The sequence below is a fragment of the Pseudomonas sp. P8_229 genome, from assembly GCF_034008635.1.
In the GTDB taxonomy this organism is placed as follows: Bacteria; Pseudomonadota; Gammaproteobacteria; order Pseudomonadales; family Pseudomonadaceae; genus Aquipseudomonas.
The window spans coordinates 4,392,892-4,413,445 of the sequence record NZ_CP125378.1 but is presented as its reverse complement, the minus strand read 5'-3'; the positions used below and the strand labels follow the sequence as shown (position 1 = coordinate 4,413,445).

The following is a 20,554-nucleotide window of genomic DNA, read 5'->3' as shown; positions in this document are numbered from 1 at the left end:
TGCTTAAGGCGCCAGACGTTCAAGAATCCAGTTGGCGCCCTGCACACGGTAGTTGAGGCGATCGTGCAGACGGCTTGGACGGCCTTGCCAGAATTCGATGCGCTCCGGCAGCAGACGATAGCCACCCCAGTGTTCCGGGCAGTCGGGCTGGGTGTCGCTGAAGCGCTGCTCGGTGGCTTTGAGCAAATCTTCCAGCTCGCCACGCCCGTTGATCACCCGGCTCTGCGGTGAGGCCCAGGCCCCGAGCCGGCTGCCCAGCGGACGCACCTGATAATACGCGTCGGACTCTGCAGGCGTGACTTTCACCACACGCCCTTCGATGCGCACCTGGCGCTCCAGGGTTGGCCAGAAGAAGGTCATGGCGGCAAACGGATTGGCCGCCAGATGCTGGCCCTTGGCACTGTCGTAGTTGGTGAAGAAGGTGAAGCCCTGCTCGTCCAGCCCCTTGAGCAGCAGAATGCGGCAATGCGGTCGACCGTCCGCATCGACCGTGGCCAGGGTCATGGCGTTGGCCTCCACTGGCGCCTGTTCGGTTTTCACCGCGTCGGCAAACCACTGGTGGAACAGCGCAAAGGGTTCGGCCGGGGCTTGCGCCTCGGTCAGACCATCCCGGGTGTAATCACGACGCATATCTGCCAGAGCCTGGGTCATGGCGCATTCCTTTTCGTTAGCGGATCACTGCTTGGAAGTATCGGTGGCAGCGACTTTCTTGTCAGTGGCCGCCGCTTTGGCTGGAGCGGTTTTTTTGGCCGGCGTTTTCGCCGCAGCCTTGGTCGCCGCTTTCTTCGCGGGTGCCTTGGCGGCGGCTTTCTTCGCTGGAGCCTTTTTGCTTGCAGGTACGGCGGCCTTCGAAGTCGCTGGCGCCGGGGTGACCGGTTTGGCCACAGGCTTGACGTCCTGTGCGGCGATCATCGTGGTCGGAGCCGGCGCCGGCATGTTGTATTTGCTCAGCAGGGCAACCATGGTGTTCTGCGGAGTCACCAGCAGTTCGACGCGACGGTTCAGGGCACGGCCTTCAGCGCTGTCGTTGGCAGCACGCGGGGCATCGCCGCCCATGCCACGCAGCATCAGGCGATCACGCTGCAAGCCGCTCAGGCGGAAGATCGCCGCCACGGACTGGGCGCGCTCCTGGCTGAGTTTGACGTTGGCTGGCGCAGCGCCGGTGTTGTCGCTGTGACCGAGCACCAGTACCGCGGTTTTCGGGTCAGCTTCGAGGATTTTCGCAACATTGGTGAACGGGCTGAGAGTCACCGGCAGCAGCATCGCTGGGCGCTTCGGGTTGAACGAGCCTTCCACCGGCGCAATCACCACCAGCACGTTGTCACGGCGTTCGAGTTGCAGGTTGCTGTCCTTGATCGCCGCACGCAGGCGCGGTTCGTAGTCATCCAGCCAGGCCTGGGTGACTTTCGGGTCAGGCATCGGCACCACTTTGGCGGTGGACTGATCCTTGCCGCCGAACGGCCACCACCACTTGGTGCCGGTGTCAGCGTCGGCCTTGGCCACTGCAACCGGTTTGGCTTCTGGTTTGACTTCAGGTTTCACATCGGTCTTGGCGGCCGCATCATCGGAACTGCCGAACGGCCAGTACCAGTGGCTGCTGCTTTCAGTCTTGGCCACAGGTGCGGTGGCGGCAGGTTTGAGCGGGGCAGGAGCCGGTGCCGGCTCTTTGGCCGCCACTTTGTCAGAGGACCCGAACGGCCACCAACTGCCACCGTCCGCATCGTTTTTAGGAGTCTGTGCACAACCGGTAATCGCAACACACAGGGCCAGGGCGAGAGTTTTTTTGGACGACATTGAAAATCCACAAAGTGAAGTAATGAAAGATCAGAGCTCTTTTGCCCGGATAAACAGACGCTTTGAATCGAAAAACCGGAACTGGTTCCAAACCTGGAACCTCATGTAACGCTTTACAGACAAGTGGCAAGTACCCGCGCCAGCTGCTGCGCGCGCGGATCCATCAAGACGTACGGCCCAAGGGTATTTGTCACAAAACCGAACGCGACATCGTGCTCCGGATCAGCAAAACCCACCGAACCGCCCGCCCCCGGATGACCGAACGCGCGCGGGCCGAGGCCGTAGGTGGCATTCGCCATGTCCGGCTGATCGAGCATGCAGCCCAGGCCGAAACGGGTGCGGGTCAGCAGGGTCTTGTCCTCGCCGAAACTGTGTTCGCGGGTCAGCTCCTCAAGCATTTCGCTTTCCAGCAGGCTGCCGTCGAGCAGGCCTGCGTAGAAACCGGCCAGACTGCGCGCATTACCATGGCCGTTGGCGGCAGGCTGCTGCATACGCCGCCATTCCGGTTTGTTGGTGCTGGTGAGCACCGACGGCGGATTGGTGAAGGCGCGGGTGGTCATGGCGGTGGGCTCGCGCAGGGTCACTTGCAACAGGCGCTGGGCAGCGGCATCACCGACGTTGCCCTTGCCACGGGCGATATGCGCCACGCGGTAGAACTCTTCGTCAGCCAGGCCGACATGGAAATCCAGCCCCAGCGGCTTGGCAACACGGGCCACGATCGACTCGCCAGGCCCACGACCGTCAGCCCGACGCAGCAATTCCCCGACCAGCCAGCCATAGGTGATGGCGGCATAGCCGTGGCCAGTGCCCGGCGTCCACCACGGTGCTTCGGCGGCGAGGGCGTCGACCATGGTTTGCCATTCGTAGAGGGCGGCTGGCGCCAGTAACTCGCGCAGGGCCGGCAGACCGGCCTGATGGCAGAGCAATTGACGCAGGGTGATGGTTTCTTTGCCAGCGGCGGCGAATTCCGGCCAGTAGCGGGCAACCGGTACATCCAGTTGCAGCTTGCCTTCGGCCACCAGTTGCAGCGCGGTGACCGCTGTGAAAGTCTTGGTGCAAGAGAACAGGTTGGCGATGGTGTCGCTGTGCCAGGCCTCGGTGCCGTCCTTGTCGGCGGTGCCGGACCAGAGGTCGAGGACAGTTTCTCCGCCGACCTTGATGCACAAGGCTGCGCCGCGTTCCTGGGGATCGTCGAACAGTGCCGCGAAAGCCTCGCGCACCGCTTCGAATTGAAGCTCGTAATGTCCCTGAATCTGCACCCGCAACTCCCCCGCGAAAACGCTCTACAAAGTGGCCCGCATTGTTCCAGCCCTTGAGGAATTTGGGAACAGCTGCGGGCCGGACGGTTGAATGCTGTGGTGAGGCTACTGGCGCCTTCGCGAGCAAGCCCGCTCCCACACTCGATCTCTGCTGCACTGAAGATCAGCGTGGGAGCGGGCTTGCTCGCGAAGAACGATGACGCGGTCTAAACCTTAGTGACCATTCCCTGAATGCCCACCCGCATGCCCGGCCCCCGGGCCTTTTCCGGCTTCACCCTTGCGCCCGCCTGCAGCTTCATGGCCAGCGACCGCAGCGGCTTTCTCCGCCTCCTTGCCCAACTGATCAATCACCTGCAGGTTGCTCTTGCGCACTGCCTCGACGAAGCCCTGATACGGCAGATCGGTAATCCCCACCAGACCGAAGTGCCCGTTCTCGCCATCGAGCAGACGCCCGGTCACCGGTTGGTCCAGATACTGGAACCAGTGCACACCGACAATCGACGGTTCGCTCAACGCCTGTTTGAGGAAGGTGGCGTACGCCGGGCCGCGATCCTCTTCCTTCGCCAGCGGCGTCACACCGCCCCAGAACGGTCCACGGTCAGTCGAGCCGACATTGAATTCGGTGATCAGCACCGGTTTGTCGAGGGCGCGCAAGGCGGCGAAGTCATATCCGTCCTGCGGCTTCAGCGTGTACATGTTGAAACTCAGCACATCGCAATATTGCGCGCAGGACGCCACGGCTTCCGGGGTGCTGGTGGCAAACCGGCCGCCCAACAGCAACTGATTCGGCGCGTGCCATTTCAGCGAATCGGAGATGGTCTTGAAGTAGGTATCGGCGAATACCTTCTGGAAATATTTGAAATCGTTTTCAATTTCCGGGTGCTCCGGATTCGGCATCGGCGGCACGAAACCCGGGTCCTCCATCAACTCCCACGCCGGCAGATCAATGCCCCACGCTTTCGACAGGCCCGCCTGGTTGCGGTACTTGTCGCGCAGTTGCTTGAGGAACGCGCGCTTGGCCGGCACGTCGGTGGTCATTTTCAACGTGCCATAGGCCAGGGCGTAGCGTGATTGCGGATCGTCGCCGGGACCAGCCCAGGCCAGTTCGTTGTCGGCGTAGTAACCGATCAGCCACGGATCGTCACGATGATCGCGGGCAGCGATGGCCACGGCGCGCTCGGTGGCCATGGCGAAGCGCGGATCGAACGGGTCAGGCATGCCGCCCCACCAGTCGGTCCCGGTACTGATGCTGGTGTAATCGCCGACGATCGACAGCGGCAAGGTGTACGGCACCCGCTCGGCGTCGCTGAGCGAATCGGCACTCCAGTTGCCAACGGTGTTGAAGCCCCAGGCTTGCAGGCGATCGAGGGTATGTGTGGCCCACTTCTGCTCGTCGACCGTGGCTTTGCAGGGTACGGCCGCTGTCGGCTCGGCTGCTGGTTCGGCTTTGGTCTGCGCTGCGCAAGGTTCGCCGTACAGGCGTTGCAGGTTGGCCGCGTAGAAATCGTACCAGCGCCCGGCGTTGTAGCCCCGACCCTGATCGGCGCCATTGCCACCACGATTGTCGCCTTCACCGAAATGGCTGGCGAGCGGCTCGTCGGGTTTGGGCAGGGATTCGAACATCCATTCACGCCCGGCCACGTAGGTCTGGTTGACCTGCGGGCTGACGGTGTTGACTCCCAGCGAATAGAACGGATGCCCTTCAGGCGTCACCAGGTACCAGCGACCATCGCGCTTTTCGGTGCGGAAAAAGCCACTGGCCTTGAACGCCGGGCCTTTGTTCCAGCCACCGAATTTGTCCAGCGAAGACTTTTCGCGCTCGGCCAGCCAGGTTTTCAGCTGTTGCTGTTCCTTGGCAGCGGCGGATTTCAGTTGTTCATCGCTGCTGACTTTTTCCGGCCATTTGCTGCGGGTCGATTGACCGTAAGCATCCACCAGATTGCCGTAGACAGCCTGGGTCACCGCGTCACCGTCCTGCACACCGAAACGTTCGAGCAGCAAGCTCTGGGCGGCTTTCGGCTGATCCATCCACAGACTGACCGACACCACCTGGCTGCGATCCAGTTCACCGCGGCTGCTGGCCAGCAGAATGCGCTGGCCGTCAACGGTCATCGGCATCGGCGGCCCGGCCTTCATGCCCTGGCTCAGTGGCGAGGTCGCGACCAGCGGCACCAGCAGGGTTTGCGCAGGACCGGCAGGCAGGTCGACGCGACTGGTCAGCGTCTGGCCATTGTTGCTCTGGATTTGCACGTAGACCGTCACGGCCCAGTTCATTGCGCTTTGCAGGCGCAGGGTCATCATGCCCGACTGCGACCAGTCCCAGACGCCAGTCTGCGGGGTCAGGCGCAGGGTCGGACGCGCTACCGGGTTGAACGTCACCCGACGCAGCACTTCACCTTCCGGGGTTTGCTCGGCGTTGGCTTGTGGCAGATCAGTGTTTTCGGTGACGATTTTCACCACGTCGGCGGGACGGACGAAGTTGAACAGGGTCTGTTGACCGGCAGGCGCCGCCAGCAACGGGGCGGCGAAGATCAAGGCAAAAACGGCAGGCAACGAGCGGCGAATCATAAGAACGGAGTTCTCCCTAACGACCAAAAGGCCAATGGAAAAGCATGGCAGAGAGATAGACAGCGCGGCGGGCAAAACTGCCCACCGTTGTCTCAGGATATTTCACGACGGAATGGCGGCAACGCATTGAGGATCGCCTTGCCGTAGCGCTGGGTGACCAGCCGCCGATCGAGCAAGGTGATGGTGCCGCGGTCTTCTTCGGTACGCAGCAGACGGCCGCAGGCCTGGACCAGTTTCAGCGAAGCGTCGGGTACCGAGATTTCCATGAACGGATTGCCGCCGCGGGCCTCGATCCACTCCGACAGCGCAGCCTCGACCGGATCGTCCGGTACCGAGAACGGGATCTTGGCGATCACCACGTGTTCGCAGTAAGCCCCCGGCAAGTCCACCCCCTCGGCGAAACTGGCGAGGCCGAACAGCACGCTGGAATCACCGCCATCGACCCGCGCCTTGTGCTTGTTCAGGGTTTCCTGTTTCGACAGGTTGCCTTGAATGAACACTTGCTTGCGCCAGTCGCGGTCGAGACCGTCGAACACGTCCTGCATCTGTTTGCGCGAAGAGAACAGCACCAGCGTGCCGCGCGAACCCTCGACCAGATCGGGCAACTCACGAATGATCGCTGCCGTGTGAGCAGCGGCATCGCGCGGGTCAGCCTTCAGATCCGGGACCCGCAACACGCCGGCGTCGGCGTGATGGAACGGGCTCGGCACCACGGCAGTAACGGCTTTTTTCGGCAAGCCGGCGCGCATGCGGAAACGGTCGAAGGTGCCCAGCGCAGTCAGCGTCGCCGACGTCACCAGGCAGCCGTAGGCCACGTTCCACAGGCTGCGACGCAAGGTCTCGGCGGCAAGAATCGGGCTGGCGTTGACCTCGATGTCGAACAGCGAACCGCTTTCGGCCAGGGTCAGCCAGCGGGCCATCGGTGGGCTGTCTTCCGGGTCCTCAGCGGTGAATGCGGTCCACAGTTCCCAGTTGCCAGAAGCCCGGGACAACAGGCTGCCGAACAACGGATACCACTCTTCGGCCTGATTGCTGGCGATGCCGATGTTGACCTCGCCGTCCATGCCTTCCTTGAGCAGGTCGGTCAGGCGCGTGAACAGATCGTTGAGACGGGCAAAACCCTTCTTCAGCTCGATGCCCATTTCGCGCATGTGCTCGGGAATCACGCCGGCGACGAAACGATGACGTGGCCGCTCACGGCCCTCAACGTCTTCCCCGGGTTTGAAATCGGCGACCTGTTCACAGGCCGTGAACATGAACTGCTGCTGGGTCTTGATCTCTCGCGCCAGCTCCGGCACTTGCTCGATCAGTTTGCCGAGATCCCCCGGCAAGGGATGCTGGGCCAGGAGTTTGGTGAGGTTCTTGGCGGTGGTTTCCAGCCAGTCGGCGGTGGAACGCAGGCGCGTGTAATGAGCGAAGTGGCCGATGGCCTTGTCCGGCAGGTGATGGCCTTCGTCGAACACGTAAATGGTGTCGCGCGGATCCGGCAGCACCGCGCCGCCGCCCAGGGCCAGGTCAGCCAGCACCATGTCGTGGTTGGTGACGATCACGTCGACCTTGCCCATGCCTTCGCGCGCCTTGTAGAAGGCGCATTGGCCGAAGTTCGGACAATGCCGGTTGGTGCACTGGCTGTGATCGGTGGTCAGGCGTGCCCAGTCGGCGTCTTCCAACGCATTCGGCCAGCTGTCGCGGTCGCCGTCCCATTTATTGCCGGCAAGCTTTTCGATCATGCTGGTGAACAGCTTCTGACTGGCCTCGTCGACCTCGATCTTGAAGCCTTCTTCTTCGAAAAGCTGCGCAGTGGCGGTTTGCGCGTGGCCTTCCTGCAAGAGCATGTCGAGCTTGGACAGGCACATGTAGCGGCCACGGCCCTTGGCCAGGGCGAAGCTGAAATTCAGCCCGCTGTTGCGCATCAGGTCGGGCAAATCCTTGTAGACGATCTGCTCTTGCAGGGCCACGGTCGCGGTGGCGATCACCAGGCGCTTGCCGGCCAGCTTCGCCGTCGGAATCGCCGCCAGGCTGTAGGCCACGGTCTTGCCGGTACCGGTGCCGGCTTCCACCGCGACAATCGCCGGATCGCCACTGCGCCGGCCTTCGTCATCGGTGTCGATGTCACCGAGGACTTTGGCGATTTCAGCGATCATCAGGCGCTGGCCGTAACGCGGTTTGAGGCTCTTGGCTTCAAGAAAACGCGAGTAGGCGCCCTGGATCGTGGTTTTGAGTTCAGTGCTGATCATTGAGTGTCGGGCGCAAAAAACGCTGGATAAATTTTCAGTGGTTCGGTTCGGCGGCTATCATACCCCGCGAATCGATCCCGCGCAGAACGGAGTACCCCAATGACACCTTTTAGCCTCGTTTATCCGCTGCATGTCCTGTCCGCCCTGGTCTGGGTCGGCGGCATGTTTTTCGCCTGGATGGTCCTGCGTCCGGCGGCGGTGAAGGCTCTCGACGGCCCCGCTCGCCTGACCTTGTGGGTGGAAGTGTTTCAAGGTTTTTTCCGCTGGGTCTGGGTTGCGGTGATCCTGTTGCCGATCAGCGGCGTCGGCATGCTGCACTTGCAGCAGATCGGTTTCGAGACCGCGCCGAAGTATGTGCAGGTGATGATCGGGCTGTACGTGGTGATGACGGCGCTGTTTATCCGCATTCAGGGCTTGATGCTGCCGGAGTTGCGCAAGGCCGTTGAAGCCAAGGACTGGCCCGCGGGTGCGGCGGTGCTGGGGCGGATTCGCCGGGTGGTGGGGATCAATCTGATTGTCGGGTTGGTGCTGGTGGCGATTGCAGCGGCGCGACCGATGTTCTGACCCGCTGACGACAAGCACGATTTGTGGCGAGGGGATTTATCCCCTCGCCACAATTAAGAAGTGCTGTGTTTTTAGAGGCGCTGTACGGTCACGGCACCCGCCGCGCCCACAGGCCCTGGCAGACCATCAGCCCCGGCCTTGCCACTCTTGCCGCCATCGGCGCGATACACCAGGCAGCCCTTGGACTTGCCGCCCTGGCCCGCCTTGCCGCCGACACCCGCCGGGCCACCGGCGCCGCCAGCGACGTTGACCTTGATCAGCTCGGCCGGAAACTCGTGCGGCACTTCAAGGCGCACCAACGCACCCGGTGCGCCCGGCTGACCGTCGCTGCCGTTGCTGCCATCAAAACCGTGACCGGCCTCGCCCCAGGTGCAGCCCGGATCTTCACCGTTGCCGCCATCGAGGCCGACAAAACCCGGTGCGCCCGTACCGCCACGAGCATCAACCAACAGCTTTGGCGCATTCAACGCCTTGAACTGCAAATTCAGATTGCGCCCGGCACGGGCGGCTTTTTCATAAGTGCCCGGCGCGCCGCGAGCGGTGATCAGGCTGCCTTCGGACAACTGCGCACGGCTGACTTTCATGTCCAGCGCCTGTTCGCTCGGGACGATCGCGATGCGCGCTTCGTGGCCCAGACGCAATTCGCCAACGGTCAGTTCGGTCACGTTGGAGGGAATCAGCAAAGTGCCGTAGTCCGCCACTTCCAGCCGTTCCAGCTGCAAGGTGCTGGCGGTGTTGGGCAGACGCATCAGCGAGTTGGTTTCGACGCTGACCACCTGGGCGCAGGCCAGGGGACTGATGAATGCAGCGAGCAGGCAAAGTTTACGCATGGGAAGAAGCCTCCGGAGCGGCCGGGGCCGGGATGGTTTGCAGGTGAAATACGCCGAACAGCAGGACTCGCAGACGGTCGCGCCACGGGTTGGGACGCCCCTTGAGGCGGCAGAACAGCAACTCCAGAACATGCAGCGCCAGCAGCAGGGCGCCGGCCAGATTGACCAGCACATGCAGCGGATGAACAAACGGCACCAGCAGATTGACCACCACCACGCACCAGAACAGCAGGGTCAACAAGCGCCCCAGCCCCCAGAAAACCTTCATACGCTCCCCCGTGTCGCAATTATTCTTTGGGCGCACAGTAACGGCTTCGGCGGGGGATAAGCCAGAGGGATAAAAGAAAAAACTTTTGTCAGTCGTCGGATCGCTGCCGGTTCGACGATGATCGTCGCCCGGCAGCTCTAGCCTGCGGACTACAGACACGTCCTAGCGATTGATATGCAACTCCACCCGACGGTTTTTCGCCCGACCCTCTTCCGTCGCGTTGTCGGCTACCGGCTCGCTCTCGCCACGCCCTTCACTGGTCAGTTTGCCCGGCTCCAGGCCCTGGCTCAGCAGATACGCCGCGACACTGCTGGCACGCCGCTCGGACAGCGCCTGGTTATAGGCATCCGAACCCTTGCTGTCGGTGTGGCCGATGACCTTGATGCTGACCACGTCGGCATTGCGCAACTTATCCATCAGCGTATCGAGCTGCGCCTTGGCGGCCGGGGTCAGGTCCGACTTGTCGAAATCGAACAACACATTGCCGGCATCGCTGAGGGTGATGACTTCCGATTGCGGCGCAGGCTCTGGGGCTTTTGCAGTGACTGGATATTGCGGCAGCGGACAGCCGCGATGATCGACCGGGGTATTGGCCGGTGTGTCAGGGCAACGGTCGCGGCGGTCGAACACGCCATCGCCGTCTTCATCGCCATCCTGGGCATAGCAGATCAGCCCGCCGGTAAGAATCCCCAGCGCCGCGCCGCCACCGGCCCAGCCGCCACTTTCAATGGCGCCAAGACCGCCACCGACCAGCCCGCCGATCAGGCTGCAGATCGGCCACGTACGTTGATTGAGGGGGGCGTCGCCATCGCTGTGGGTGGCGCAACCGGTGAGCAAGCTGCCCAGCAGCAGCACCGGCAAGACGGACCTTGAGAAAACAGTCATTGTGAAAGCTCCTGTGTCACCGGCCCATACCGGTTACACAGGAGTAAAGACCCGCATCCGCGACTGCACAAGCCGCGGATGCGAGAGGGCTAGCGGACGATTTTGATTTCGGTACGACGGTTCTGCGCGCGACCGTCAGCGGTTTTGTTATCCGCCACTGGCTGGCTTTCACCCATGCCCGATACCGAGACGAAGCTGGCACGCGGCACACCTTGCTGGATCAGGTATTCCACCACCGAGTGCGCACGGCGATCCGACAGTTTCTTGTTGTAGGCATCGCTGCCGACGCTGTCGGTGTGGCCGGTCACGGTCAGTTGCGCGGTGGACGACTCTTGTTTCAGGCGCGTGGCGACTTTGTCCAGAACCTGTTTATCGGAGCCGGTCAGGGTGGCTTTGTCGAACTGGAAGTGTACATCGCGGATCACGATGGTTTCTTCCTTGACCACAACGGCCTCTTCTACCACTGGCGCCGGGGCTGGTGGAGGGCAGCCGTCAGCATCGACCTGCACGCCGCGAGGCGTGTGCGGGCACTTGTCGCGACTGTCCGGCACACCATCGCCGTCTTCGTCGCCGTCACCGTGGACCCAGCAATAGGCAGCTGCCGTGCCACCGACCAACAGTGCGCCATAGCCGGCCCACGACGAACTCTCCGTCGCACCGAGACCGGCACCGACAACACCACCGACCGCCGCACAGGTCGGCCAGTCGGTTTTCTGCAAACCTGCGCAACCAGTCAACACACTGGTTAGCAGAATCAAAGGTAATGCTGTCCGAACTATGCTCATCTGGTTTTCTCCTGAGGGATCGGCTTAGAACCGATTCACGGAGTAAAGACCGGAGTTTTAATCTCCGCCAGCAATAGGCCACTGGCATTTGGGAGCGTGTTCACAGTGATTCGGCACTTTTGCCATGCGCGACAAATCGGGGTCTAGGCCGGATCCGTCTGGCGCGCTAGTCTTGGCGATCTGATTGAGGAGCTACGATGAACGTCGCCATTTCTTCGCGCACGCCGCAACAGGCGCTGGCCGCTTTACTGGATCGCTATGCCCCGGCGCGGTTGCTGCTGATCGGCGCCAGCGAATTTCCGGCCCTGAGCGCTTTCAAGGAAGCGCACCCGGACCGTGTGGTCGCCCATGCCGCGCCCGGCGCGTTGCCTGCAGAGCTCGCGGCACAGCGTTTTGATCTGGCGCTGGTGGTCGATTGCCTGGAACATTTGCCCAAGCGCGACGGCCTGAACCTGCTGGGCGGGATCCGCAACCTCAACGCCAGCCGCATTGCAGTGCTGGCAGACCTGGCCGCCAGCGGCTGGCAGCAAACCGATTTCTACTCGCTGGCGCTGCAAGCCAGCGAACGCTTCCAGCGCGACGATCAAGTGCTGACACTGTTCACCTACGATCTGCTTGACTACAAACAAGTCCCCGACTGGCTCAACGCGCGGTTCTGGGCCAATCCGGAAAACTTCGGGAAATACTGGTGGTAATGCAATGAGTACAGCCATTTGCCCATGCGGCAGCGGCAACCTGCTGGAGGCCTGCTGCGGTCACTATCACGAAGGCCATCCCGCGCCGTGCGCCGAAGCGCTGATGCGCTCGCGCTACAGCGCCTATGTGCTGGGGCTGATCGATTATCTGGTGGCAACTACCCTGCCCGCCCAGCAGGCAGGCCTGGATCGCCAGTCGATCAGCGCCTGGAGCGCGCAGAGCACCTGGCTCGGCCTTGCGGTCGAAAGCTCGGAAGTGTTCGGCGGCCAGCCCGAGCATGCCTTCGTTACCTTCACCGCGCGCTGGCACGACAGTCAGGGCGAACACAGCCACCGCGAGCGCTCATCCTTCGTGCAGAACAGCGGGCGCTGGTACTTCATCGACCCGACCGTGCAACTGAAACTGGGGCGCAACGACAGCTGCCCGTGTGCCAGCGGGCAGAAATTCAAGAAGTGCTGCGCGGGGTATTTCGGCGCATAAAGGAAAGCGCCGACTAGACTGGGGCACAAAGGGAGTTTTTTCGATGCTCGGTCACCGCCGCACACTTCATGGCTTGCTGTTGATGCTGTTGCTGAACCTCGGCGGTTGCGCCTCGTGGTTCAGCGATGACAGCGTCGACCCCGCCGTCCACCTGGTGAAAGTCGAGGTGGTGCGGGCCAAGCTGCTCGAACAGAAATTCATCCTGCACTTTCGCATCGACAACCCCAACGACAGCGACCTGACCGTGCGCAGCCTGGAATATCGCATTCATCTGGCCGACCTGCTGCTGGCTGAAGGCGAGCATGAGCACTGGTTCACCGTCGGGCCGAAACGCAGTGCGTATTTCAAAGTACCGATCCGCACCAACCTGTGGCCTCGGGTAAAAGACGTGGTGAAAATGCTGAAAAGTCCCAACCAGCAGATTCCGTATCGATTGCAGGGTGAAATGGAAACCGGTTTATTCATCGCCCACTACGTGCACCTGGAGCGCAATGGCGTGATAATCCCCGCCGATTTAATTCCGGAGCAACACCGATGACCCAGCAACCTCATGTCCATGGCCCTGACTGCAACCACGATCATGACCATCATCACGATCATGACCATGACCATGGCCATGTCCACGGCCCGAACTGCGGCCACGCCCACCAGGAACCGGTGCGCAACGCCCTGAAAGACGTCGGCCGCAACGACCCTTGCCCATGCGGCAACGGCAAGAAATTCAAGAAGTGCCACGGCGCTTGATGCTTCAAGTGAAGATCTTCTTCGCCTGACACACCGCCTTCGCGAGCAAGCCCGCTCCCACATTCGACCGCGTTCAGTCCGCAGGAACGCGGTCGAATGTGGGAGCGGGCTTGCTCGCGAAAGGGCCGCTACATTCACCCGAGATGTTCAGCCAGCCGCCAGAATCCGCGCACTGCCGGTTACCGTCGCATACTCCCCGTGCAAATTCCCCAGCGACATCCCGTGCACCGCTTCGGCTGATCGCGGTGTGCCGAAATAATCGGCCTTGTCGAAGGTGAAGCACGCGTCCTCGATCACCCATGCCTCGAACCCCAGATTGCCCGCTGTGCGCGCTGTGGACTCAACCGAGTTGTTGGTCGCCACGCCGACGATGATCAACTGCCTGATTCCTGCTTCACGCAAGCGTGCCTCCAGCCCTGTCGAGCAGAACGCGTCCGGCACCTGTTTCTGGATCAGCCATTCGCCCTCCTGCGGCAAAAACCGCTGCTGAAACTCCACCCCTGACTGCCCTGGCCAGAACACCGAACCCGGTTCACGCGACAGGTGCTGCACATGAATCACCGGCCGCTCGCTATCTCGCCAGAACCCCAGCAGATCGAGGATTCGATCCTCGGCGTGGGGATTATTCCGCCGTCCCAGACGCGGATGCAGAATGCCCTGTTGCTGGTCGATGATGATCAGTGCGGCGTTGGCCTGAAGCTCCATGGCGTTTTTTCTCACACAGGGTCATTGAATTTACCGCAGTTCAGCATCACCTCTACTTATTAAGCAAGCTATCGAACACACCGGACGACCTGATGCCGGCGTTTGCTCTGCGCAACCAAGCCCATTGCTGATCTGGAGCTTTCAATGATCGATCTGTATTACTGGACCACCCCAAACGGCCACAAAATCTCGCTGTTCCTCGAAGAGGCCGGCCTGCCCTACAACGTGCATCCGATCAACATCAGCCAGGGTGAGCAGTTCCAGCCGGACTTTCTCAAAATCGCCCCGAACAACCGCATTCCGGCGATCGTCGATCATCAACCGGCCGACGGTGGCGAGCCGCTGTCGCTGTTCGAGTCCGGGGCGATCCTGCTGTACCTGGCAGAGAAGACCGGCAAGTTCCTGCCCAAGGATCTGCGCGGCCGGCAGACGGCGCTGCAATGGCTGTTCTGGCAGATGGGCGGATTGGGGCCGATGGCCGGGCAGAATCATCATTTCAGCCAGTTCGCCCCGGAAAAAATCCCCTACGCGATCAAACGCTACATCGACGAAACCGCGCGCCTCTACGGCGTGTTGAACAAGCAACTGGCTGACCACGAATTCGTCGCCGGCAGCGAGTACAGCATTGCCGACATGGCGATCTACCCGTGGATCGTCTCGCACAAATGGCAGAGCCAGAACCTTGAGGACTTCCCGCATGTGCTGCGCTGGTTCAACCAGATCAAGGATCGCCCGGCGACGGTGAAGGCGTATGCCTTGGTGCAGAAGATCAACCCGCCGAAAGCCTGATTGAAGTTCCTTTGTGGTGAGGGGATTTAGCGCGACGTCGCACCGCCCCGATGGGCTGCGCAGCGGCCCCGAAGCTGCAATCTCGGTGGGTCAGCCCTATCCCGGTTGCAGGAATCAGGGCCGCTTCGCAGCCCATCGGGGGATAAATCCCCTCGCCACAGGTTCTGGGTAAACGCAGAAATAACCACTCGCCCCGCTTGCGCGGCCACCTCCTGCTCACTAACGTAGCGGCTTTATTGCGCCCCCAGCCTCTACACCCCCGCAGGAGCTTTGCCATGGCCTCGCCAGCCCTTACACATTTTCTTCCCCGGTTCGGCGTTGCCGCAGCAGTGACCGGTGTCTTGAGCCTGTCCGGTTGCCAGACCTGGAACGCTCAGGACACCCTCCCGCCCACCTCCGGCGTGCAACCGCTCAAGGGCCTGGCGCAGAACGTTTCGGTACGCCGCAATGCCATGGGCATGCCGTTGATCGAAAGCAACAGCTTCCACGACGCACTGTTCACCCTCGGCTACGTCCACGCCAGCGACCGCATCAATCAGATGGTCACCCTGCGCCTGCTGGCTCAGGGCCGTCTGGCGGAAATGTCCGGTGCCTCGATGCTCGACGCCGACCGCTACATGCGCGCGGTCAACCTGAAGAAAAGCGCCGACGAGCTGTACAAGGCCTCGTCGCCACGGCTTAAGCGCTTCTTCGAAGTCTATGCACGGGGCGTCAACGCCTACCTGTTCCGCTACGCCGACAAACTGCCGGGCGACCTCGCTTCCAGCGGCTACAAGCCGCAATACTGGAAACCGGAAGATTCGGCGCTGATGTTTGCGCTGCTGAACTTCAGCCAGTCGGCCAACCTGCCGGAAGAGATCTCATCCCTGGTGCTGGCGCAAACCGTGACCAGCGACAAACTCGCCTGGCTGACCCCGTCTGCCCCGGACGAGAACCTGCCGCTGGCCGAGGCCGACAAGCTGCAAGGCCTCAAGCTCAACGGGCAGATCCCGGGCCTGAGCGAACTGAGCAACGCCAGCCAACAATTGGCGGCGGTGAATCTGCTCGGCACCAGCACTTCGAACAACTGGGCCATCGCCCCCCAACGCAGCCGCAGCGGCAAGAGCATTCTCGCCAGCGACAGCCACGGCCCACTGGCGGCACCGTCGCTGTGGACCTTCGTGCAGATTCGCGCGCCGAAGTATCAGGCCGCCGGTGTCACGGTTGCCGGTTTGCCGATGGTCCTCGGTGGTTTCAACGGCAAAGTCGCATGGAGCGCCACCAGCGTGCTCGGCGACAACCAGGATCTGTTTCTGGAAAAAATCCGCCGTCAGGGCAGCAGCCTGACCTACGAGGTCAACGGCAAATGGCAGCCGCTGAGCGTGCGCAACGAAACTTATTTCGTCAAAGGCCAGCGGCCGATTCGCGAAGCGGTGTACGAAACCCGCCATGGTGCGCTGCTCAACAGCGCCCAGGCAGCGGCGCAGGGCAACGGTTTTGGCCTCGCCCTGCAAACCCCGAGTTTCACCGACGACAAATCGCTGGACGCGTTTTTTGACCTGACCCGCGCGCAGAACGTTGAACGCGCCTCGGACGCCAGCCGCGAAATCCGCGCCATTGCCCTGAACATGGTGTTCGCCGACGTCAGCAACATCGGCTGGCAGGTCACCGGGCGTTTTCCGAACCGTCGCGAAGGCGAAGGCCTGCTGCCATCGCCGGGTTGGGAAGGTCGCTACGACTGGGACGGTTACGCCGACCCGATGCTGCACCCGTACGATCAGGACCCAAGCCAAGGCTGGCTCGGCACCGCCAACCAGCGGGTGATTCCTCACGGTTACGGCATGCAGTTGTCCAACTCCTGGGCGGCGCCGGAACGTGGCGAGCGCCTGGCCGAACTGGCCGGCAGCGGCAAACAGGACGGTCGCAGCGTGATCGCCATGCAGTACGACCAGACCACGACGTTTGCCGCCAAGCTGAAGAAAATGTTCGAAGCCCCGGGCATGAAACAGCCACTGAAACAGGCGATCGACGCCCTGCCGGAAGCCGATCGCAGCAAGGCCCGCGAAGCCTTCGCCCGCTTGATGGCCTTCGACGGCAAGCTCAGCCCGACCTCCGCTGACGCGGCGATCTATGAACTGTTCCTGCAAGAAAGCATGAAGCAGATCTTCCTCGACGAACTCGGCCCCGAGTCGAGCCCGGCGTGGAAAGCCTTTGTCGCCAATGGCGATTTGTCCTACTCGGCACAGGCCGATCACCTGCTCGGACGCGAAGACAGCCCATTCTGGGATGACATTCGGACCCCGCAGAAAGAAGACAAAGCGCAGATTCTGGCGCGCAGTCTGGCGGCCGCGATCAACGCTGGCGACAGTCAGTTGGGTGGCGATCACAAGGCTTGGCAGTGGGGCAAACTGCATGGCTACGAGTGGAAGAATGCCAACGGCCAGACTGTTCGCGGTCCAATCGCTGCAGGCGGTGACCACACCACCCTGAATACGGCGGCATTTGCCTGGGGCCAGGACTTCAACACCACGCGTGCGCCGTCGATGCGCTTCATCGTCGACTTCAGCCAGACCGAGCCGTTGATGGGGCAGAACGGCACCGGCCAATCCGGCAACCCGGCCAGCCCGAACTACCTCAACGGCATCGACGCCTGGCTCAAGGGCCAGTACATCGGCTTGCCAATGCAGCCGCAGAACTTTGACCGGGTGTATGGCAAGACGCGTTTGACCCTCACCCCCGGGAAATAACCCCCCATGATCGTTCCCACGCTCCGCGTGGGAATGCAGCCCGTGACGCCCCGCGTCACTGGACGCAGAGCGTCCCTTGAGGCATTCCCACGCAGAGCGTGGGAACGATCGTGCGGTATCCGCAAAATCAATAGAACTTCTGACTTCGCGCCAACCTCATAGCTAACAAGCCCCTCCATTCTGGTAACGACATGGATCTTGTTATCGCCCGCCCCGAAGGTTTGTACTGCCCTGCCGGGGATTTCTATATTGACCCGTGGCGCCCGGTCGAGCGCTCGGTGATCACCCATGCCCACGGCGATCACGCCCGTAGCGGCAACCAGCACTACCTTGCCAGCAGCGCCAGCGAAGGGATCTTGCGCGCCCGCCTCGGCCAGGACATCCATCTGCAAACCCTCGCCTACGGTCAGCGTCTGACTCATCACGGGGTGACCCTGAGTTTCCACCCTGCCGGGCATGTGCTCGGTTCCGCTCAGGTGCGCCTGGAATACGGCGGTGAAGTCTGGGTCGCGTCCGGCGACTACAAGATCGAACCCGATGGCACCTGCGCGCCGTTTGAACCGGTGCGCTGCCACACCTTCATCACCGAATCGACCTTCGGCCTGCCGATCTACCGCTGGCAGCCGCAGGCGCAGGTGTTCAGCGAGATCAATCAGTGGTGGCAGGCGAACATCGCCGCCGGCAAGGCCAGCGTGCTGTTCTGCTATTCATTCGGCAAAGCCCAGCGGATTCTGCATGGCATTGACCCCAGCCTCGGGCCGATCCTCAGCCATGGCGCGGTCGAACCGCTGAACCGGGTCTACCGCGAGGCTGGGGTGTACCTGCCGCCGACGATCTACGCCGGCGATGTGAAGAAGTCCGACCCGATCATGCGTCAGGCACTGGTCATCGCCCCGCCCTCGGCCGGTGGCAGCACCTGGATGCGCCGTTTTGGTGACTACAGCGACGCTTTCGCCAGCGGCTGGATGCGCCTGCGTGGCACCCGCCGTCGGCGTGGCGTGGATCGCGGCTTCGTGCTGTCGGATCACGCCGACTGGCCCGGCCTGCTCTGGGCCATCAACCAGACTGGCGCCGAGCGGGTGATGGTCACGCACGGCTCGATCGGCGTGCTGGTGCGTCATCTGCGCGAACAAGGTCTGGACGCGCACGGTTTCAACACCGAATACGGCGACGACGAAGAGGAAAACATTGGCGCCGAGCCGGTTATCGCCGAGGTACAAGCATGAAAGCCTTCGCCGAGTTGTACGCCGAACTCGACGCCACCACGTCGAGCAACGCCAAACTGACGGCCATGCAAAACTACTTCGCCCAGGCGGCACCGCAGGACGCGGCGTGGGCGGCGTACTTTCTGTCCGGCGGGCGCCCACGGCAACTGGTGCCGGTGCGTACCCTGCGCGAGTTGGCCGTCGAGGCCTCGGGGCTCGAACCGTGGCTGTTCGAGGAGAGTTACCAGGCGGTCGGCGATCTGGCGGAAACCATTGCGCTGGTGCTACCGGAAAACCCGCACAGCTCCGAGGCGGGCCTGGCCGAATGGATCGAACACAAGCTGCTGCCGTTGCGCGGTGAAACCCCGGAATACCTCGCCCGCCACTTGCCAACGCTGTGGGCGCAACTGGATCGGCCGAGCCTGATGCTGTGCATCAAGTTGATCACCGGCAGCTTTCGCGTCGGGGTATCGAAACTGCTGGTCACCCGCGCCTTGGCGTCGATGGCGGGCCTGGACAGCAAGCGCGTGGCGCAGCGGCTGGTGGGTTACACCGACCTGTCGAACCGACCGAATGCCGCCAGCTACCTGAAACTGATCGCCGCAGAATCTGCCGACGAACACGCCCAGCGCGGCGGCCAGCCCTACCCGTTTTTCCTCGCGCACGCCTTGTCGCAATCGGTGGAAGACTTTGAAGCGCTGCTGGGGCCGGCGAGCAACTGGCAGGTGGAATGGAAGTGGGATGGCATCCGGGCGCAGGTGGTCAAGCGTGACGGGCGTCTGTGGGTCTGGTCGCGGGGTGAAGAGCTGGTCACGGAGCGCTTCCCGGAACTCGACGTTCTGGTACATGGGTTGCCCGACGGTACGGTGATCGACGGCGAAATCGTGGTTTGGAAAAGCACCCACCCGAGCACCGAAGACGCTTTCGATCCGCAATCGACAGCGCCGCCGGCCGTGCAACCGTTCGCCCTGCTGCAGCAACGCATCGGGCGCAAGACTCTCGACAAGAAAATCCTCGAAGAGGTGCCGGTGGTGGTGCTCGCCTACGACTTGCTGGAATGGCAGGGCGAGGATTGGCGCAACCGCCCGCAAGCCGAACGGCGTGCGCAACTGGAACAGGTCATCGCCCGCAGTAACACCCCGGTGTTACTGCCCTCACCGGTTCTGACTGGCAGCGACTGGTTCGACCTCGCCCGCCAGCGTGAAGCGTCGCGGCGATTGGGGGTCGAGGGCATGATGCTCAAGGCCCGCGATGCGCTGTATGGCGTGGGCCGGACCAAGGACATGGGTGTGTGGTGGAAGTGGAAGGTCGACCCGTTCAGCGTCGATGCGGTGTTGATCTACGCGCAGCGCGGTCATGGGCGGCGCGCCAGCCTGTACAGCGATTACACCTTTGCGGTGTGGGATGGCCCGCCCGAGTCCAGCCAACGCGCACTGGTGCCGTTCGCCAAGGCCTATTCGGGGCTGACCGATGAGGAAATGCGCCAGGTCGACAGCATCGTGCGCAAGACCACCGTGGAAAAATTCGGCCCGGTCAGCAGCGTCAAGCCGAGCCTGGTGTTCGAGCTCGGTTTCGAAGGCATCGCCCTGTCGCGCCGGCACAAGAGCGGGATCGCCGTGCGCTTCCCAAGGATGCTGCGCTGGCGGCAGGACAAGCACGTGGATGAAGCGGATAGCCTGGCGACGCTGCAGGATCTGCTGGCCTGACCCGGTTTTCCGGGACAAACCTCCAATCGTCCTGAATGAATTCCCTGTGGTGAGGGGATTTATCCCCGATCGGCTGCGCAGCAGCCGCAAATCCGGTACACGCGGTTTGCTGAAAGAACACTGGGGGCCGCTTCGCAACCCATCGGGGACAAATCCCCTCACCACAGATCCACTCACCACAAATCACCGCCTCACCCCAAGGTCTCTCAACCATAAAGAAATGCCTGCATCGACCCATCTTGGTGCAGTCGTTAACGGACGTCCATTTCCGTGCACCAATCCCTCTCGTCGCCCCCTCCCCCAACCTTTTAAA

The 20,554-nt window shown here is 62.3% G+C and carries 19 protein-coding genes; 9 read left to right on the top strand and 10 right to left on the bottom strand.

Annotation, left to right across the window (positions count from 1 at the left end):
- Window positions 1-3 precede the first annotated feature (3 nt).
- The 5 genes from pdxH to dinG all read right to left on the bottom strand — a co-directional run bounded on the left by pdxH (window position 4) and on the right by dinG (window position 7,858).
- Complete coding sequence (pdxH, locus tag QMK55_RS19890) at window positions 4-651, bottom strand: pyridoxamine 5'-phosphate oxidase (protein ID WP_102358806.1); 648 nt, start codon at window positions 649-651, stop codon at window positions 4-6.
- Between the two features lie 24 nt (window positions 652-675).
- Window positions 676-1,794 carry an OmpA family protein gene (locus QMK55_RS19885; protein WP_102358807.1) on the bottom strand — a complete coding sequence of 373 codons (1,119 nt, stop codon included), beginning with the start codon at window positions 1,792-1,794 and terminating at the stop codon, window positions 676-678.
- Window positions 1,795-1,907: 113 nt separating this feature from the next.
- A complete protein-coding gene (locus tag QMK55_RS19880; protein WP_102358808.1) occupies window positions 1,908-3,053 on the bottom strand; it encodes a serine hydrolase domain-containing protein in 1,146 nt (381 codons plus the stop codon).
- 213 nt (window positions 3,054-3,266) lie between these two features.
- Entirely contained in the window at window positions 3,267-5,621 is a 2,355-nt protein-coding gene (locus QMK55_RS19875) for a beta-galactosidase (protein WP_102358809.1), read from the bottom strand.
- A 92-nt stretch (window positions 5,622-5,713) separates the two neighbouring features.
- On the bottom strand, window positions 5,714-7,858 hold the full coding sequence (gene dinG, locus QMK55_RS19870; protein WP_102358810.1) for an ATP-dependent DNA helicase DinG: 2,145 nt from the start codon (window positions 7,856-7,858) through the stop codon (window positions 5,714-5,716).
- 99 nt (window positions 7,859-7,957) lie between these two features.
- On the opposite strand from dinG, the gene QMK55_RS19865 reads away from it, so the two are divergent.
- The gene (locus tag QMK55_RS19865; protein WP_320329817.1) at window positions 7,958-8,422 is read left to right on the top strand and encodes a DUF2269 family protein; all 465 of its coding nucleotides are present in this window, start codon (window positions 7,958-7,960) and stop codon (window positions 8,420-8,422) included.
- Between the two features lie 71 nt (window positions 8,423-8,493).
- Here the strand turns inward: QMK55_RS19865 and QMK55_RS19860 are convergent, their stop codons facing one another.
- From QMK55_RS19860 to QMK55_RS19845, 4 genes are all read right to left on the bottom strand, one after another.
- Window positions 8,494-9,252, bottom strand: coding sequence for a collagen-like protein (locus tag QMK55_RS19860; RefSeq protein ID WP_102358812.1), 759 nt, complete (start codon window positions 9,250-9,252; stop codon window positions 8,494-8,496).
- Window positions 9,245-9,520, bottom strand: a complete 276-nt coding sequence (locus QMK55_RS19855) for a DUF1145 domain-containing protein (RefSeq protein WP_102358813.1) — start codon at window positions 9,518-9,520, stop codon at window positions 9,245-9,247. Before QMK55_RS19855 ends, QMK55_RS19860 begins: the two co-directional genes overlap by 8 nt.
- 162 nt (window positions 9,521-9,682) lie before the next feature.
- The gene (locus QMK55_RS19850; protein WP_102358814.1) at window positions 9,683-10,405 is read right to left on the bottom strand and encodes an OmpA family protein; all 723 of its coding nucleotides are present in this window, start codon (window positions 10,403-10,405) and stop codon (window positions 9,683-9,685) included.
- 89 nt (window positions 10,406-10,494) lie between these two features.
- Window positions 10,495-11,190 carry an OmpA family protein gene (locus tag QMK55_RS19845; protein WP_102358815.1) on the bottom strand — a complete coding sequence of 232 codons (696 nt, stop codon included), beginning with the start codon at window positions 11,188-11,190 and terminating at the stop codon, window positions 10,495-10,497.
- 197 nt (window positions 11,191-11,387) lie between these two features.
- Here QMK55_RS19845 and QMK55_RS19840 point away from each other — a divergent pair, with 197 nt between their 5' ends.
- From QMK55_RS19840 to QMK55_RS19825, 4 genes are read left to right on the top strand one after another with little or no spacing between them, the layout of a single operon-like run.
- Complete coding sequence (locus QMK55_RS19840; protein ID WP_102358816.1) at window positions 11,388-11,885, top strand: DUF6231 family protein; 498 nt, start codon at window positions 11,388-11,390, stop codon at window positions 11,883-11,885.
- 4 nt (window positions 11,886-11,889) lie between these two features.
- Window positions 11,890-12,366: a YchJ family protein gene (locus QMK55_RS19835; protein ID WP_102358817.1), complete on the top strand. Its 477-nt coding sequence runs from the start codon at window positions 11,890-11,892 to the stop codon at window positions 12,364-12,366.
- 43 nt (window positions 12,367-12,409) lie between these two features.
- Window positions 12,410-12,904: an LEA type 2 family protein gene (locus QMK55_RS19830; protein ID WP_320329816.1), complete on the top strand. Its 495-nt coding sequence runs from the start codon at window positions 12,410-12,412 to the stop codon at window positions 12,902-12,904.
- The gene (locus tag QMK55_RS19825; RefSeq protein WP_018607772.1) at window positions 12,901-13,110 is read left to right on the top strand and encodes an SEC-C metal-binding domain-containing protein; all 210 of its coding nucleotides are present in this window, start codon (window positions 12,901-12,903) and stop codon (window positions 13,108-13,110) included. The genes QMK55_RS19830 and QMK55_RS19825 overlap by 4 nt, the downstream gene beginning before the upstream one ends.
- Before the next feature lie 147 nt (window positions 13,111-13,257).
- On the opposite strand, the gene QMK55_RS19820 is transcribed toward QMK55_RS19825, so the two are convergent.
- Window positions 13,258-13,815 (bottom strand): cysteine hydrolase family protein, encoded by a 558-nt coding sequence (locus QMK55_RS19820; protein ID WP_320329815.1) that lies wholly within the window; start codon window positions 13,813-13,815, stop codon window positions 13,258-13,260.
- 144 nt (window positions 13,816-13,959) lie between these two features.
- On the opposite strand from QMK55_RS19820, the gene QMK55_RS19815 reads away from it, so the two are divergent.
- From QMK55_RS19815 to QMK55_RS19800, 4 genes are all read left to right on the top strand, one after another.
- Complete coding sequence (locus QMK55_RS19815; RefSeq protein ID WP_320329814.1) at window positions 13,960-14,604, top strand: glutathione binding-like protein; 645 nt, start codon at window positions 13,960-13,962, stop codon at window positions 14,602-14,604.
- Window positions 14,605-14,879: 275 nt separating this feature from the next.
- Window positions 14,880-17,330 (top strand): penicillin acylase family protein, encoded by a 2,451-nt coding sequence (locus QMK55_RS19810; RefSeq protein WP_320329813.1) that lies wholly within the window; start codon window positions 14,880-14,882, stop codon window positions 17,328-17,330.
- A 191-nt stretch (window positions 17,331-17,521) separates the two neighbouring features.
- On the top strand, window positions 17,522-18,556 hold the full coding sequence (locus tag QMK55_RS19805; RefSeq protein WP_320329812.1) for a ligase-associated DNA damage response exonuclease: 1,035 nt from the start codon (window positions 17,522-17,524) through the stop codon (window positions 18,554-18,556).
- Window positions 18,553-20,241, top strand: coding sequence for an ATP-dependent DNA ligase (locus QMK55_RS19800; RefSeq protein ID WP_320329811.1), 1,689 nt, complete (start codon window positions 18,553-18,555; stop codon window positions 20,239-20,241). Before QMK55_RS19805 ends, QMK55_RS19800 begins: the two co-directional genes overlap by 4 nt.
- Window positions 20,242-20,554 lie beyond the last annotated feature (313 nt).

Excerpts from the sequence above, each read along its gene's own strand:
- QMK55_RS19825 (WP_018607772.1), top strand. The coding sequence starts at position 12,901 with ATGACCCAGCAACCTCATGTCCATGGCCCTGACTGCAACCACGATCAT.
- QMK55_RS19835 (WP_102358817.1), top strand. The coding sequence starts at position 11,890 with ATGAGTACAGCCATTTGCCCATGCGGCAGCGGCAACCTGCTGGAGGCC.
- QMK55_RS19840 (WP_102358816.1), top strand. The coding sequence starts at position 11,388 with ATGAACGTCGCCATTTCTTCGCGCACGCCGCAACAGGCGCTGGCCGCT.
- QMK55_RS19810 (WP_320329813.1), top strand. The coding sequence starts at position 14,880 with ATGGCCTCGCCAGCCCTTACACATTTTCTTCCCCGGTTCGGCGTTGCC.
- QMK55_RS19845 (WP_102358815.1), bottom strand. The coding sequence starts at position 11,190 with ATGAGCATAGTTCGGACAGCATTACCTTTGATTCTGCTAACCAGTGTG.
- QMK55_RS19805 (WP_320329812.1), top strand. The coding sequence starts at position 17,522 with ATGGATCTTGTTATCGCCCGCCCCGAAGGTTTGTACTGCCCTGCCGGG.
- QMK55_RS19865 (WP_320329817.1), top strand. The coding sequence starts at position 7,958 with ATGACACCTTTTAGCCTCGTTTATCCGCTGCATGTCCTGTCCGCCCTG.
- QMK55_RS19815 (WP_320329814.1), top strand. The coding sequence starts at position 13,960 with ATGATCGATCTGTATTACTGGACCACCCCAAACGGCCACAAAATCTCG.
- pdxH (WP_102358806.1), bottom strand. The coding sequence starts at position 651 with ATGACCCAGGCTCTGGCAGATATGCGTCGTGATTACACCCGGGATGGT.
- QMK55_RS19860 (WP_102358812.1), bottom strand. The coding sequence starts at position 9,252 with ATGCGTAAACTTTGCCTGCTCGCTGCATTCATCAGTCCCCTGGCCTGC.
- QMK55_RS19830 (WP_320329816.1), top strand. The coding sequence starts at position 12,410 with ATGCTCGGTCACCGCCGCACACTTCATGGCTTGCTGTTGATGCTGTTG.
- QMK55_RS19820 (WP_320329815.1), bottom strand. The coding sequence starts at position 13,815 with ATGGAGCTTCAGGCCAACGCCGCACTGATCATCATCGACCAGCAACAG.
- QMK55_RS19850 (WP_102358814.1), bottom strand. The coding sequence starts at position 10,405 with ATGACTGTTTTCTCAAGGTCCGTCTTGCCGGTGCTGCTGCTGGGCAGC.
- QMK55_RS19875 (WP_102358809.1), bottom strand. The coding sequence starts at position 5,621 with ATGATTCGCCGCTCGTTGCCTGCCGTTTTTGCCTTGATCTTCGCCGCC.
- dinG (WP_102358810.1), bottom strand. The coding sequence starts at position 7,858 with ATGATCAGCACTGAACTCAAAACCACGATCCAGGGCGCCTACTCGCGT.
- QMK55_RS19855 (WP_102358813.1), bottom strand. The coding sequence starts at position 9,520 with ATGAAGGTTTTCTGGGGGCTGGGGCGCTTGTTGACCCTGCTGTTCTGG.
- QMK55_RS19800 (WP_320329811.1), top strand. The coding sequence starts at position 18,553 with ATGAAAGCCTTCGCCGAGTTGTACGCCGAACTCGACGCCACCACGTCG.
- QMK55_RS19885 (WP_102358807.1), bottom strand. The coding sequence starts at position 1,794 with ATGTCGTCCAAAAAAACTCTCGCCCTGGCCCTGTGTGTTGCGATTACC.